Here is a 12,829-nt window from a genome sequence, read left to right on the forward strand (position 1 = left end):
CGCTTCCGCACCGAAGCCCGCCGCCAGAGCCCGCCTTGCCGCCCCTCTTCGACTACGCCGCGCAAGCGGGTTCCGCGATCAAGGCCTTCGCGGAAGCCTCCAGCGATCTGCTGATCCAGCCGACGCTGCGCCTCGGCGTCACCGGTCTCGCCCGCTCGGGCAAGACGGTGTTCACCACCGCCCTGATCCACCATCTCGTCGAGGGCCACGCCTTGCCCGCCTTCGAGCCGGCGCAAGCCGGCCGCCTGCGCCGGGCCCGCCTCGTGCCGCAGCCCGACGACGACGTGCCCCGCTTTCCCTTCGAAGAGAATTTCTCGGCGCTGACCGAGGCGCGGCGCTGGCCGGGCTCGACCGACCGGATCAGCCAGTTCCGCCTTGCCATCGAGTACGAGCGCGCGGGCGGCTGGCGCAGCGGCCCGGCGACGCTGATGCTCGACGTCGTGGATTATCCCGGCGAGTGGCTGCTCGATCTTGCGCTGGTCGATCAGAGTTACGTGGCATGGTCGCGCGCCACCATCGCCGGCACCCGCCGGGCGGGCCGGGCCGAGATCGCCGCACCCTGGCTCGCACTGATGCGGGACCTCGATCCCACTGCTCCCCTCGACGAGGTGCTGGCCGAGCGCGCCGCCAACGCCTTCAAAGCCTATCTCGCCGCGCTTCGCGCGGGTGCGGAATCGGTGGCCACCACGCCGCCGGGGCGCTTCCTGATGCCGGGCGACCTCGCCGGCTCGCCGATGCTGACCTTCGCCCCCCTCGACCGCCTGGAGGAGACACAAGTCCCCGGCAGCCTCGGCGCGCTGATGGAACGGCGGTTCGAGGCCTACAAGTCCAAGGTTGTGGAGCCGTTCTTCCGCGAGCATTTCCAGCGGGTCGACCGGCAGATCGTCCTGGTCGACGTGCTCTCGGCGGTCGATTCCGGGCCGGCGGCGCTCGCCGAGCTGGAGGAGGCGCTCGACGCCGTGCTGCTCGCCTTCCGCATCGGGCGCAACAGCCTGCTCTCGCGCTTCTTCGCGCCGCGGGCCGACCGGATCATGTTCGCCGCCACCAAGGCCGACCATCTCCACCAATCGAGCCACGACCGGCTCGACGCGCTGCTGCGCCTCCTCGTCTCCCGCGCCATGCGCCGGACCGAGGCCGCGGGCGCACGGGTCGGCACCGTGGCGTTGGCCTCGGTGCGTGCCACCCGCGAGACCACGGTGCATGACGGCGGCGAGGTCCTGCGCGCCGTCTCGGGAACGCCGGAGGCGGGCGAGCATGTCGGCGATGAGATCTTCGACGGGCTCTCGGAGGCCGCGGTGTTTCCCGGCGAGCTGCCCGCCGACCCGCAGGCGGTGCTCGACGGGGCGGTCCCGCCGGGCTCGTTCCGCTTCCCCCGCTTCCGCCCACCGCCGGTCAAGCCCGATGCGCTCGGGCGGCCGGGCCACCTGCCGCAGATCCGGCTCGACCGGGCCATGCAGTTCCTGATCGGGGATCGGCTGACGTGACCAACCCGCAGCGCCCGCGCGCCTTCCGCCTCCCCTCCGGAGATCAGCCCCCGCCGGAAGCGGCCACCGCCGAGGCCCCGCCTCCGCCGCGGCCGGATGTGCGCTTCGTCGAGGAGCCCTACGAGATCGTGGATGCCGCCGACGGCGTCGCGGTGCCGGTGACGCCCAAGCGCCGGGCGCCGTGGCTGTCGATCCTGTTCAGCGCGCTGGGCGGCCTCGTCACCATCGCCGTCGGGCTCTCGGTCGAACGGTTGATCGCCGACCTGTTCGCCACGGCGCCCTGGCTCGGCTGGGTCGCGCTGGCGCTGCTGCTCGTCGCCGTGATCGCACTGACCGCCATCGTCGCCCGCGAGGCACTCGGCGTCTGGCGCGAGCGCAAGATCGAGGCGTTGCGCGAGCGGGCGCTCGCCGCGCTCTCGACCCGCGACCATACCGCGGCGCAGGAGGTGGTGCAGGCGTTGCGGGGCTTCTACGCCGACCGGCCCGCGCTCGCCGGCGGCGTTCGCCGCCTCGATGCGGTAGGCGACGCGATCCTCGACGTCGACGATCGGCTGGCGCTGGCCGAGGGCGAGCTGCTCGCACCCCTCGACCGGCAGGCCAAGGCGGCCATCGCCCAGGCGGCAAGCCAGGTCTCAGCCGTCACCGCGCTCAGCCCGCGGGCCATCGTCGATGTCGCCTTCGTGGTCTTTTCCGCCGCCCGGCTGCTGCGCCGGATCGCGGCAATCTATGGCGGGCGGCCCGGCCTGCTCGGCTTCCTCCGGCTCGCGCGTGCGGCGTTCGCCCATCTCACCGTCACCGGCGGCATGGCCGTGGGCGAGGGCATGTTGCACCAAGTGCTCGGCCTCGGGCTTGCCGCTCGCGTCTCGGCCAAGCTCGGCGAGGGCGTGCTCAACGGTCTAATGACCGCCCGCTTCGGCCTCGCGGCGCTCGCCGTGTGCCGGCCCCTCCCCTTCGTTCGCGCCACGCCGCCCACGGTCAACGATGTGGCCGGCCAGCTTTTCCGCGGCGGAGAGGACAAGACCTAGAGCGCTTTCCGACGAAGTGGAGGCCGGTTCGTCGAAAGAAAGCGCGACAAAACAAAGACCTAGAGCCGCCGGCCTGATGCAATCAGGTCGGATACGGCTCTAGCGGAATTCCAAGGGGATCATCCCTCTGACTGAGTTCGGAGCAGCGTCCAAAACAGAAGGCTCCCGCACCGGCCGGTGCGGGAGCCTTCGTTCCTTACGGGTCAGGCGCTGCGATCAGCAGTCGTCGCCGCCCTTCTTCTCGCCGAGCTTCTGATCGTGACCGGCGGCGTTCATCGCGCCGACCGTGCCCGGCGCGGCCGGCTGGTCGCCGCCGGCGGTGTTCTTGGCCGAGGACGTCTGATCCGAGCCCGGCTTGTTGCCGACGCCCTGACCGGCGCCGACATTGTTCATCGCACCCACGGTGCCGGGGGAAGCCGGCTGCTGGCCGCCCGCGAGGTTCTTCGAACCCGCATCGGCGCCGCTGCCGGTGCTGCTGTTGGCAGCCGTGGAGTCGCCCGGCGCCTTGGCGTTGGTGCTGCCGGTGTTGCACGGGGCGGCGAGCGCGGAACCGGCGATGAAGGCGAAAGCGGTGGCAGTAGCGATGGTCTTCGTGAGCGTCACGTTTGCGTCCCTCCGAAATTTTCCGATCGGCTTTGCCGTCCGGTCTGCCCGAGGAAAGCAATTAAGGAAATTTAAGTTCCCGATTTATCCTGCATCAAAGAATATTTTTGGGTCCGCATCGCCTTACATTTGATAGGAATCGCCCCAAGTCGCTGATGCAAAATACACTATTTTTCCGGATCCGCTCCGTTCGGGCCGGCTCGCACGGTCAGAGCGGCGCGAGGAAGCCGGCCAGCCGCATCAGGCCCTCCGGCCAGGGGCCGTGTCCGCTCGCCACGTTGATGTGGCCGGCCTCGCCCGCATCCACCAGGGCCGAGCCCCAGGCATAGGCATAGTCTTCCGCCCGCTCGTAGGTGCAGTGCGGGTCGGTGCGGCTCGCCACCAGCAGCGAGGGAAAGGGCAGCGGATCACGCGGCACCGGCGCGAAGGCGCGCACGCTCTCGGGGAGATCGGCGCCTGCCTCGATGTCGGGGAAGGCGACCAGCAGGGCGCCGCGCACCACGCCCGCGGGAAAGCGGGGGGCCGCCTCCACCGCCGCGACGACGCCGAGGCTGTGGGCGATGAGGATCACCGGCCGGGTCGCCACCTCGACGGCCTCGACGACACGCTTGCGCCACGCCTCGGGATCGGGCCGGTGCCAATCGTCCTGCGCGACGATCCGCGCGGTCTTGAGCCGCGCCGCCCAGCGCGCTTGCCAGTGGTCCTCCTCGGAGCCGGCATAGCCGGGAAGGATCAGGATGTCGCAATCGGCAGTCTTCATGGAAGTCTTCTCGGAAGGTCGCCCCGATCCAACGGGCGGCGGACCGCCCGGCTCCCCTGTCACGCGAGCCAGTCGGGCAGGCGGTCGAGGCGGATCAGGTCGTCGTAGCTGGGGCGTGGGCGCACGACCGCGGACCGGTCGCCGGTCACCAGCACCTCCGGCACGAGGCGGCGGCTGTTGTAGGTGCCGGCCTGGACCGCACCGTAGGCGCCCGCGCTCATCACCGCGACCAGGTCGCCCGGCGCCACCGCCGGCATCTCCCGCCCGAGGGCGAGGTAGTCGCCGCTCTCGCAGACCGGGCCGACCACGTCCGCCGTCAGCCGGGGCGTGTCGGGGGCCGGCTCGCGCACGGGACGCAGGGCGTGGAACGCCTCGTAGAGCGTCGGGCGGATCAGGTCGTTCATCGCCCCGTCGACGATGACGAAGGTCTTTTCCTCCGTCGGCTTCACGTAGATCACGCGGGTGACGAGGATGCCGGCATTGCCCGCGATCATCCGCCCGATCTCGAAGACCGGTCGCAGGCCGAGCGGCCGGAAATGCGGGCGCAGGATTGCGGCGAGGGCTGCCGGATCGGGCGGAGGGGCGTTGTCGTCCCGATAGGGGATGCCGAGCCCGCCGCCGAAATCGACGTGGTGCAGCCGGTGCCCGTCGGCGAGCAGATCGCGGGCGAGTTCGCAGAGCAGGCGCGCGGCGTTGTCGAACGGGGTGAGATCCGTGATCTGACTGCCGATATGCGCGTCGACGCCGACGATCTCGAGGCCCGGCAGCCGGGCGGCCCCGGCATAGACCGCGCGGGCACGGGAGATCGGGATGCCGAACTTGTTGTCGGACTTGCCGGTCGAGATCTTGGCATGCGTCAGCGCATCGACGTCCGGGTTCACCCGGATCGAGACCGGCGCCTTGCGCCCCCGCGCGGCAGCGACCTCGGACAGGGCGGCGAGTTCGGGCTCACTCTCGACGTTGAAGCAGAGGATGTTCGCATCGAGCGCGGCGGCCATCTCCTCGCGGGTCTTGCCGACGCCGGAGAAGACGATGCGCTCCCCTGGCACGCCCGCGGCCAGCGCCCGGCGCAGTTCGCCCTCGGAGACGATGTCCATGCCCGCGCCTTGGCGCGCGAGGGTGGCGAGCACCGCCTGATTCGAGTTCGCCTTCATGGCAAAGCAGACCAGCGAGTCGTCGCCCGAAAAGGCCTCGGCGAAGACGCGGTAATGCCGCTCCAAGGTGGCGGTGCTGTAGCAATAGAACGGCGTGCCGACCTCGTCCGCCAGCGCCGTCAGATCGACGTCCTCGGCGTGGAGACGCCCGTCCCGATAGTGGAAGTGGTGCATGTCAGGATCATCCGCCGCGCGGAAAAAAGGGCGGCACGCCCGAATGCCCCCGGGCGCGGTGCGCTGTCTACCGCGAACCGAGGCTGCGGCGCAGCGCTCGTCCGAGCGCCGGCACCGCTACAGGATCGAATCGAGGATGAACGGCTCCTTGGGAACCCTGTAGCCGCGCTTCGATCCTCGGGTGGTCGTGACCGGAACGCCGTCGCCGCCAGCGGGGATCGCCGCGGCGCTCAGTTCGTCGCCCGCCTGCACCGCCTCCGGATCGGGGGCGGCCCCGCGATCGCCGACGGAGACCGTGCTGCCGGGCAGACTGCGGGCCGAGGCCGGCGCACCGGTCCGCGGGCCCGCCGGGGCGGTCTGCGACACGGCGACTCCCGGCGGTTCCAGGCTGCCGCGCCGGCCGCAAGCCGTGCAGGCCAGGACAAGGCCGAGCGCGATCAAGATCGAGAGGCGGGCGGAGCGGGCGGGCATCAGGATTTCCGGCAGTCTTTCCGGCAGGTCTGCGCCAGCTTAGCCGTTGGAGCCGCATCCCGAAAGGTGGCCATAGGCGTCTCGGACGAGGACGATGCACGCCGGAGCGGGCCACCCGCCGGGCGCGCCCGACTCCGGGACGGCCCGGCTGCGATCTCAGCTCTTCTTGTTACCGCGCTGGGAATCCTTCGGCGGCGTATAGGCGTCGATCGCCCGGCGGCAATTCTCGGAGAGCTTCGCCCAGTTGGTCTTGAAGCACTGATCGGTCGCCGGATCGTCCGGGTCGAGATTGCCGCAATAGCTGAGGTAATCGCCGGTGCAGTACTTCTTGAGCGTCTCGTTGCCGCGCTTCGACTGCTGGGCCTGTGCCGGAGCGGCCAGCAGGGCGGCCGCGCCGGTCAGTGCGAGAACCAGGGGCGTCAGCTTCAAGGCCATGATGTTCGCTCGATCGCGGTTCGTGGGAGGATTCGTGTGAGGAGATCCGGGCGCGATGATGCCCCCGCATGTCCGAAACGAGGCGGGTCCGGGGCAAACGCAAGGTGGTTCGGTGCTTACGGTCTCGTGCGGGGCATCGCAAGGGATGCCGGCACGTTAGGCCGTTCCCCTACGCCGCTCGGTGCGTTTCAGCTCTCGGCGAGCGCCGCCGAGGCGGCTGGGAAGCCTCCGGCCTGGGGCAGACGGTCGCGCCGGGCCAGGGCGTCGGCCACCTCACTGATGCGGCGGCGCAGCTCGGCGGTGTCCTCGCCCGCGGGCGCGGCAAGGGGAGCAGACTGGGCAGCCCGGGCGGCCGCCAGCTCCGAGCGCAGCGTCTCGATCTCGGCGCGCAGGGGCATGGCCCCGTCGACGGCGCCCTCGGCCGATAGCGGCGCGGTGCCCGCCTGCGCGCGGCGCGCCGCCTTGAGATCGTCGAGGATGGCGCGGTGGGCCTCCTCCAGGGCGTGCAGGGTGGCAAGCCCCGTCTCACCCTCGGCATGAGCCTTAGCGAGGTCCCGGTCGAGCCCGGCGATGCGTTCGAGGGCGCGGGCGACCTCCGCCTCGCTCAGGATGCGCGCGGCGACCGCGGCTTCCGCCTCCATGGTGCGGGTGCCGATGGCGGCCATGTCGGCGTGGCGCCGGGCGGCGATGGCCTCGGCCTTCCGCTCGAGCCGGCGCTGCACCACGGCGAACTCCGCCCGGAGGTGGTCGCGCTCGGCCACGACCTCGGACACGCTCACCGGCAGGGTCGCCTCGATCCGCCGCCGGGCGAGACGGCCAGCGCGGGCGTTCACGGTCGGCAGGATCGTCAGGGCGCACAGGCTCGCCAGGAGGAAGCCGAGCCCGAAGATCATCACGGTCTCGATCACGAACGGGCCCTCACGCCGCCTCGGCCGGCAGGTCCGGCCGCTGCGTCTTTTGCCCGTCTTGCCCGCGCGGAAGCAAGCGCCCTCGCGCGGCAGCGATGGTTCGAAGGCGGATCAGAACGGATTCCAGGTCGGGCGACCGGTGAATTTCAGATAGCCGATATTGATGCCGAGCCGGGCTCCGACGCCGGAGCGGATCGGCACGACGACGATGCCGCCATCGGTCACGGCCGTCATGCCGAAGCCGCCGATGAAGTAGGCCGAGCCGTCGACGCCGCCGAAGCGGCGGTAGAGGTCGCGCACGGCCGGCAGGTTGTAGACGAGCATCATGGTCCGCGCCCCGTCGCCGCCGACATCGAATCCGAGCGTCGGCCCCTGCCAGTAGATCCGGCGCTGCCCGGCATTGCGGGTGTAGAGCGTGCCCTCGCCGAAGCGCAGCCCGCCGACGATGGCGCCGGACGCCTCCTGGCCGAGGATGTAGCCGTTGGGCTCGCCCCAGCGGCGGGTCGCCTCCTCGACGGTCAGTGCGAGGCCACGCGACACGCTGCCGAAGAAGCGGTGCCCGTTCTCGACCATCTCGGCGGCCCGGAACGAGTCCGGACGCACGTTGTCGTCGCTGTAGGCGAGCGCCGGGAAGGCGCCGGCCAGAAGGCCACCGGAGAGCCCGAGCAGGGCGGCGCGGCGGGTCGTCGCCGTGCGGATGGGATCGTGCGGCATGTCGGTCTCCCTCACCGGCTCCCCCGTCGCTCGCCGCCCGCGCCCGTCCAAGCCGGCGCGCGGAGGCTTCCGTGGCTGGAAGCCGTCGGATCGAGGCACGCAGGGAGCGCGCAGTCTCGCGCCCGATCAAGTCAAGATTGGGTTAACGGGCGGTTAAGCGCCCGGGCCTGTATCCGGCGGGGAGACCGCCTCCCCCGCCCGGCGCCGGTCGAAATAAGAGACGGCGCTCTCCTGCGGCAGGTCGAGCCCGTCGCGATAGGCCGGTGAGGCCAGCGCCGCGAAGGGGCCGTTGCGGTAGAAGCGGGCATGGTGACCGTAGGTGATTGTCTTGCCGCCCGGGCCGACAACCCGCCCGCCGGCCATGGTCAGCACATGGTCGCCGGCCGCTGTGTCCCACTCCATGGTCGGAACGCACCGCACGTAGATGTCCGCCTCGCCCGCCGCGATCAGGCAAAACTTGAGGGCCGAGGAGGTGACCCGGCGCTCGGCGATGGGCATCCGCTCCAGGCAGGCATCGGTGAGGCTGTCGCCGTGCAGGCGGCTGACCAGGGCGACGAGTCCTTCGGCGGATGCCGCGCGCACGTGAACCTCCCGGAATGCGCCCGGCCGCCCCTCGCGGATCGGCGCCTCGCGGGCAGTGGTGCCCGCGGCCCAGACCCGGCCGAGGCCCGGCGCCGCCAGGGCGGCGGCGATCGGGCGGTCTCCCTGAACCAGGCCGATATTGACGCAATACTGATCGTTGCCGGCCAGGAAGTCGCGCGTTCCGTCGAGCGGATCGACGAGGAAGAACAGGGGGGCGGGCCGCGCATGGCCCGTCGTCTCCTCGGCAATCACCGGGATGCCGGGAAAGGCGCGCGCCAGTGCGGCGACGATCAGTTCCTCGGATCGGGTGTCGGCGAGGCTCGCGGGCGAGCCGTCCGGCTTGATGACGTGCGGGCAATCGCCGCCCTGATAGCCCCGCAGGATGCGTCCCGCCTCGCAGGCGATCCCGGCGAGCTGTTCCGCGATGGCATCGCGCATCGAGTCCGGAACGGGAGCCGTCAGGGCCGCCGACGGAGCGGCCGGAATGGGAGCGGGGGCGGTCATCGTATTGTCATCAATGACGGAGGGAGGCCTGTCGATCCGCAACCCGAGCAAATTCGGTGCGCAAGCTTGGTGACCCGCTCCCCTGCGCGCCGGTTGCGGCGAATTCGGGACATTCGGGCCTTTGCAACGCCCCTTTGACCAAGTCTTTACCAAGAGTTGGGATCGAAGATCGGGTTGGGATCCAACCGTTGCCGGTGGCCGACAAGACCAGGCCGATCGACCTCCGCGGCTTTCCAAAGCGGCCGCCGGTGACTATTCGCTTGGCCCGATCCGGCACCCGCCCTATCCGAGGGGGCGGGCCGCCCCTGAACGACGACACCTCGCGACACCTCTTTCGACAACCGGGAACGGAGCGCGCCATGAGCGGTAGTATGAGCGGGACCACGAGCCTCACCCTCGACGCCCTCGACCTCTCGGCTCTGCTGTGCTCGCGCGTGTGCCACGACGTGATCAGCCCGATCGGCGCGATCGTGAACGGCCTCGAAGTGCTGGAGGACGACGACGACCCTTCGATGCGCGAATTCGCGCTCGAACTGATCCGCAAGAGCGCCCGCACCGCCTCGGCCCGGATCCAGTTCGCCCGCATCGCCTTCGGCGCGGCAGGCTCGGCCGGCGCCTCGATCGATCTGGCCGATGCCGAGAAGGTCTCGAAGGCCATGTTCGCCGACGAGAAGACGCAGATCGCCTGGAGCGCGCCGCAGGCCCTGTTCCCGAAGAACAAGGTCAAGCTCCTGCTCAACCTCGTGGTGATCGCCTCGAGCGCGATTCCCCGCGGCGGCCTGATCGACGTGGCGGTGACCGGTGACGGTGATGCCCCGCGCTTCGTCCTGCGCGCCAAAGGCAGCCATGCCCGCATCCCGCCCCATGTCGAGGCGCTGATCGCCGGCACGCCCGAGGGCGGCAACGTCGATGCCCACGGCATCCTGCCCTTCTATGCCGGCCTCGTCGCGCGCGCGGCGGCGATGGACGTGCGCTTCGCCATTGAGGGCGACGAGGTGACGGTCACCGCCACGCCCACCGAGGCCGCGGTCGGGCTGCCCGGCGCCCCCGCCCCCAGCGTCGAGGACGAGCGCCCCTCCGACAGCGCCCCGCCGGACACGCAGCTCGCCTGAGGCGCCGGATTCTTGCGCCGGCAAGCGAGGCGGGGCGCTTCATCTCAAACTCTTCGCGTTTCTTTCTAAAAACAATTGTGAAGCCGGTCCCGCCCTCAACGCTTCACTAACTTTCCAAGGCGAGAGTGCTCGTCGCACGTCCCTTAGTGCGCGTAGACGAGTACCCCCCATGGACGATCTGCTTCGCGAGTTTCTGGTCGAGAGCGCCGAGCATCTGGACACGGTCGATGCGGAGCTTGTCCGTTTCGAGCAAGATCCCAATAATCAGCAGATCCTGCGCAACATCTTCCGGCTCGTCCACACCATCAAGGGGACCTGCGGCTTCCTCGGGCTGCCGCGGCTGGAAGCGCTGGCCCACGCCGCCGAGACCCTGATGGGGCGCTTCCGCGACGGCTATCCCGTCAGCGGCGCCTCGGTCACGCTGATCCTCGCAACCCTCGACCGGCTGAAAGCGATCCTCGCCGATCTCGAAGCCACCGGCTCCGAGCCGGCCGGCGCCGACGCCGACCTGATCGGTGCGCTGGAAGCGATGGCCTCCGACGAGGCGCCCGCCGCCGCCGCGCCGCCTCCCCCGCCGGCCCTGCCCGAATTGCCGCCGATCGTCGAGCGTGAGCTCAAGCCCGGCGAAGTCTCGCTGGAGGATCTGGAGCGCGCCTTCATGGAGGCGCCCGGCCCCGACGACGTCCCCGCCGCGCCGGCCTTCGAAGCCCCCGAGCCCGTCCTCGAAGACCCCGAACCCGTGTTCGAGAGCGCGCACGAGCCGGAAGCCCCCGCCGCGGCCCCGGAACGTCCCGCCACGCCCGCCGCCGAGGGCGGCGAGGGCCCGATTGCCAAGGTGCAGACGATCCGCGTGAACGTCGACACCATCGAGCACCTGATGACGATGGTCTCGGAGCTGGTGCTGACCCGCAACCAACTCCTCGAGATTGCCCGCCGCCACGAGGATTCCGGCTACAAGGTCCCGCTGCAGCGCCTCAGCCATGTCACGGCCGAGCTGCAGGAAGGCGTGATGAAGACGCGCATGCAGCCGATCGGCAATGCGTGGCAGAAGCTGCCCCGCGTCGTGCGCGACCTCTCGGCCGAACTCGGCAAGGGCATCGACCTCGTGATGTCGGGCGCCGAGACCGAGCTCGACCGCCAGGTGCTCGACGTCATCAAGGACCCGCTCACCCACATGGTGCGCAACTCGGCCGACCACGGCATCGAGGCCACCAAGGACCGCCTCAAGGCCGGCAAGCCGGCCCGCGGCTCGATCCGCCTCTCGGCCTATCACGAGGGCGGCACGATCACGATCGAGATCGCCGATGACGGCAAGGGTCTCGACCTCGCCGCGATCCGCAAGAAGGCGATCGAGCGCAACTTTGCGCCCGCCGCCGACATCGAGCGGATGACCGACGCGCAGGTTGCGAAGTTCATCTTCCATGCCGGCTTCTCCACCGCCAAGGCGATCACCTCGGTCTCGGGCCGCGGTGTCGGCATGGATGTCGTCAAGACCAACATCGAGACCATCGGCGGCGTGGTCGACATCGCCACCGAACTCGGCAAGGGCACCACCTTCACCATCAAGATCCCGCTGACGCTCGCCATCGTCTCGGCGCTGATCGTCAAGGCCGGCGAGCAGCGCTACGCCGTGCCGCAGATCGCGGTGCTCGAACTGGTCCGGGTCGATCCCAAGGGCGAGAACAAGAGCGCGAATTCGATCGAGCGCATTCACGGCGCGCCGGTGCTGCGCCTGCGCGAGCGGCTCCTGCCGATCGTCACCCTCGACGGGCTGATGCGCGGTCAGGCGACCGTCGAGGAGGGCGAGATCGTCGAGTCCGGCTTCGTGGTCGTGGCCCAGGTCGGCCGGCAGCGCTTCGGCGTGCTCGTGGACGAGGTCTTCCACACGGAAGAGATCGTGGTGAAGCCGATGTCGTCGAAGCTGCGGCACATCCCGCTCTTTGCCGGCAACACGATCCTCGGCGACGGCGCCGTGGTGCTGATCGTCGATCCCAACGGCGTGGCCAAGCTGGTCGGCCAGAGCGCACAGTCCGGCGCCGCGACCGAGACCGAAGCCGAAGAGGTCGAGGCCGGCGACGCCAAGGCGACGCTCCTCGTGTTCAAGGGCGGTGCCGGCGGCTTCAAGGCGGTGCCGCTCTCCCTCGTCACCCGCCTCGAGGAGGTCGATGCCTCGAAGATCGAGCATCTCGGCGGGCGCCCGCTCATCCAGTACCGCGGCCGCCTGATGCCGCTGGTGCCGGCCGACCCGGGCATCGAGATCCGCTCCGAGGGCAACCAGGCGCTGGTCGTGTTCTCCGACGGCGACCGGGCGATGGGCCTCGTCGTGGACGAGATCGTCGACATCGTCGAGGAGCGCCTCGACATCGAGATCTCGGCCGACCGCTCCGACCTGATCGGCTCGGCGGTGCTGCGGGGTCGGGCCACCGACATCATCAACATCGCCCACTTCCTGCCGCTCGCCTACGACGACTGGGCGCGCGGGCCCCGCAAGACTGTGGTCAAGGCGCCCTCGCTCCTGCTCGTGGACGACTCGGCCTTCTTCCGTGACATGCTCACCCCCGTGCTCAAGGCGGCGGGTTACGGCGTCACCACCGCGTCCTCCGCCGAGGAGGCGCTCGGCCTGCTCAAGGGTACGGCTGGCATCGATCTCGTGGTCAGCGACCTCGACATGCCCGGCCGCAGCGGCTTCGACCTCGTCGCCGCCATGCGCAAGAGCGGCGGGCGGCTCGCCGAGATGCCTGTGGTGGCGCTCACCGGCACGGTGGCCGCCGACGCCATCGAGCAAGCGCGCCGCCTCGCGATCAGCGACCTCGTCGCCAAGTTCGACCGCAGCGGCCTGCTCGCGGCACTCGCCGAGATCGGCGAGAATGCAAAGCCCGCCGACACCCGCGCCGCCGCCTGAG

The 12,829-nt window shown here is 70.4% G+C and carries 12 protein-coding genes; 4 read left to right on the top strand and 8 right to left on the bottom strand.

Going from position 1 to position 12,829, the window contains the following annotated elements; genetic code table 11:
• Positions 1 to 35: 35 nt before the first annotated feature.
• Together MFF24_RS05700 and MFF24_RS05705 are read left to right on the top strand one after the other, a co-directional pair.
• Positions 36 to 1,484 (top strand): YcjX family GTP-binding protein, encoded by a 1,449-nt coding sequence (locus MFF24_RS05700; protein WP_238223116.1) that lies wholly within the window; start codon positions 36 to 38, stop codon positions 1,482 to 1,484.
• Entirely contained in the window at positions 1,481 to 2,509 is a 1,029-nt protein-coding gene (locus MFF24_RS05705; RefSeq protein ID WP_238223117.1) for a YcjF family protein, read from the top strand. The genes MFF24_RS05700 and MFF24_RS05705 overlap by 4 nt, the downstream gene beginning before the upstream one ends.
• Positions 2,510 to 2,725: 216 nt before the next feature.
• On the opposite strand, the gene MFF24_RS05710 is transcribed toward MFF24_RS05705, so the two are convergent.
• The 8 genes from MFF24_RS05710 to MFF24_RS05745 all read right to left on the bottom strand — a co-directional run bounded on the left by MFF24_RS05710 (position 2,726) and on the right by MFF24_RS05745 (position 8,814).
• The gene (locus tag MFF24_RS05710) at positions 2,726 to 3,112 is read right to left on the bottom strand and encodes an exopolysaccharide production protein YjbE (RefSeq protein WP_108939778.1); all 387 of its coding nucleotides are present in this window, start codon (positions 3,110 to 3,112) and stop codon (positions 2,726 to 2,728) included.
• Between the two features lie 208 nt (positions 3,113 to 3,320).
• Positions 3,321 to 3,872, bottom strand: coding sequence for an RBBP9/YdeN family alpha/beta hydrolase (locus MFF24_RS05715; protein WP_238223119.1), 552 nt, complete (start codon positions 3,870 to 3,872; stop codon positions 3,321 to 3,323).
• A 59-nt stretch (positions 3,873 to 3,931) separates the two neighbouring features.
• Positions 3,932 to 5,200 carry a diaminopimelate decarboxylase gene (gene lysA / locus MFF24_RS05720; protein WP_238223121.1) on the bottom strand — a complete coding sequence of 423 codons (1,269 nt, stop codon included), beginning with the start codon at positions 5,198 to 5,200 and terminating at the stop codon, positions 3,932 to 3,934.
• Between the two features lie 117 nt (positions 5,201 to 5,317).
• Positions 5,318 to 5,671: a hypothetical protein gene (locus MFF24_RS05725; RefSeq protein WP_166059061.1), complete on the bottom strand. Its 354-nt coding sequence runs from the start codon at positions 5,669 to 5,671 to the stop codon at positions 5,318 to 5,320.
• Between the two features lie 156 nt (positions 5,672 to 5,827).
• Positions 5,828 to 6,106 carry a 3',5'-cyclic-nucleotide phosphodiesterase gene (locus MFF24_RS05730; protein ID WP_108939774.1) on the bottom strand — a complete coding sequence of 93 codons (279 nt, stop codon included), beginning with the start codon at positions 6,104 to 6,106 and terminating at the stop codon, positions 5,828 to 5,830.
• A 188-nt stretch (positions 6,107 to 6,294) separates the two neighbouring features.
• Positions 6,295 to 6,999: a hypothetical protein gene (locus MFF24_RS05735; RefSeq protein WP_238223320.1), complete on the bottom strand. Its 705-nt coding sequence runs from the start codon at positions 6,997 to 6,999 to the stop codon at positions 6,295 to 6,297.
• 126 nt (positions 7,000 to 7,125) lie between these two features.
• Positions 7,126 to 7,728, bottom strand: a complete 603-nt coding sequence (locus MFF24_RS05740) for a DUF1134 domain-containing protein (protein WP_108939773.1) — start codon at positions 7,726 to 7,728, stop codon at positions 7,126 to 7,128.
• A gap of 153 nt (positions 7,729 to 7,881) precedes the next feature.
• Positions 7,882 to 8,814: a 3'(2'),5'-bisphosphate nucleotidase CysQ family protein gene (locus tag MFF24_RS05745; RefSeq protein ID WP_133088123.1), complete on the bottom strand. Its 933-nt coding sequence runs from the start codon at positions 8,812 to 8,814 to the stop codon at positions 7,882 to 7,884.
• A gap of 371 nt (positions 8,815 to 9,185) precedes the next feature.
• On the opposite strand from MFF24_RS05745, the gene chpT reads away from it, so the two are divergent.
• Positions 9,186 to 9,926, top strand: a complete 741-nt coding sequence (chpT, locus tag MFF24_RS05750) for a histidine phosphotransferase ChpT (RefSeq protein ID WP_108939771.1) — start codon at positions 9,186 to 9,188, stop codon at positions 9,924 to 9,926.
• A gap of 169 nt (positions 9,927 to 10,095) precedes the next feature.
• A complete protein-coding gene (locus tag MFF24_RS05755) occupies positions 10,096 to 12,828 on the top strand; it encodes a hybrid sensor histidine kinase/response regulator (protein ID WP_238223123.1) in 2,733 nt (910 codons plus the stop codon).
• The last annotated feature ends 1 nt before the right edge of the window (position 12,829 follow it).

The sequence above is a fragment of the Methylorubrum aminovorans genome, assembly GCF_022179725.1.
In the GTDB taxonomy this organism is placed as follows: domain Bacteria; phylum Pseudomonadota; class Alphaproteobacteria; order Rhizobiales; family Beijerinckiaceae; genus Methylobacterium; species Methylobacterium aminovorans.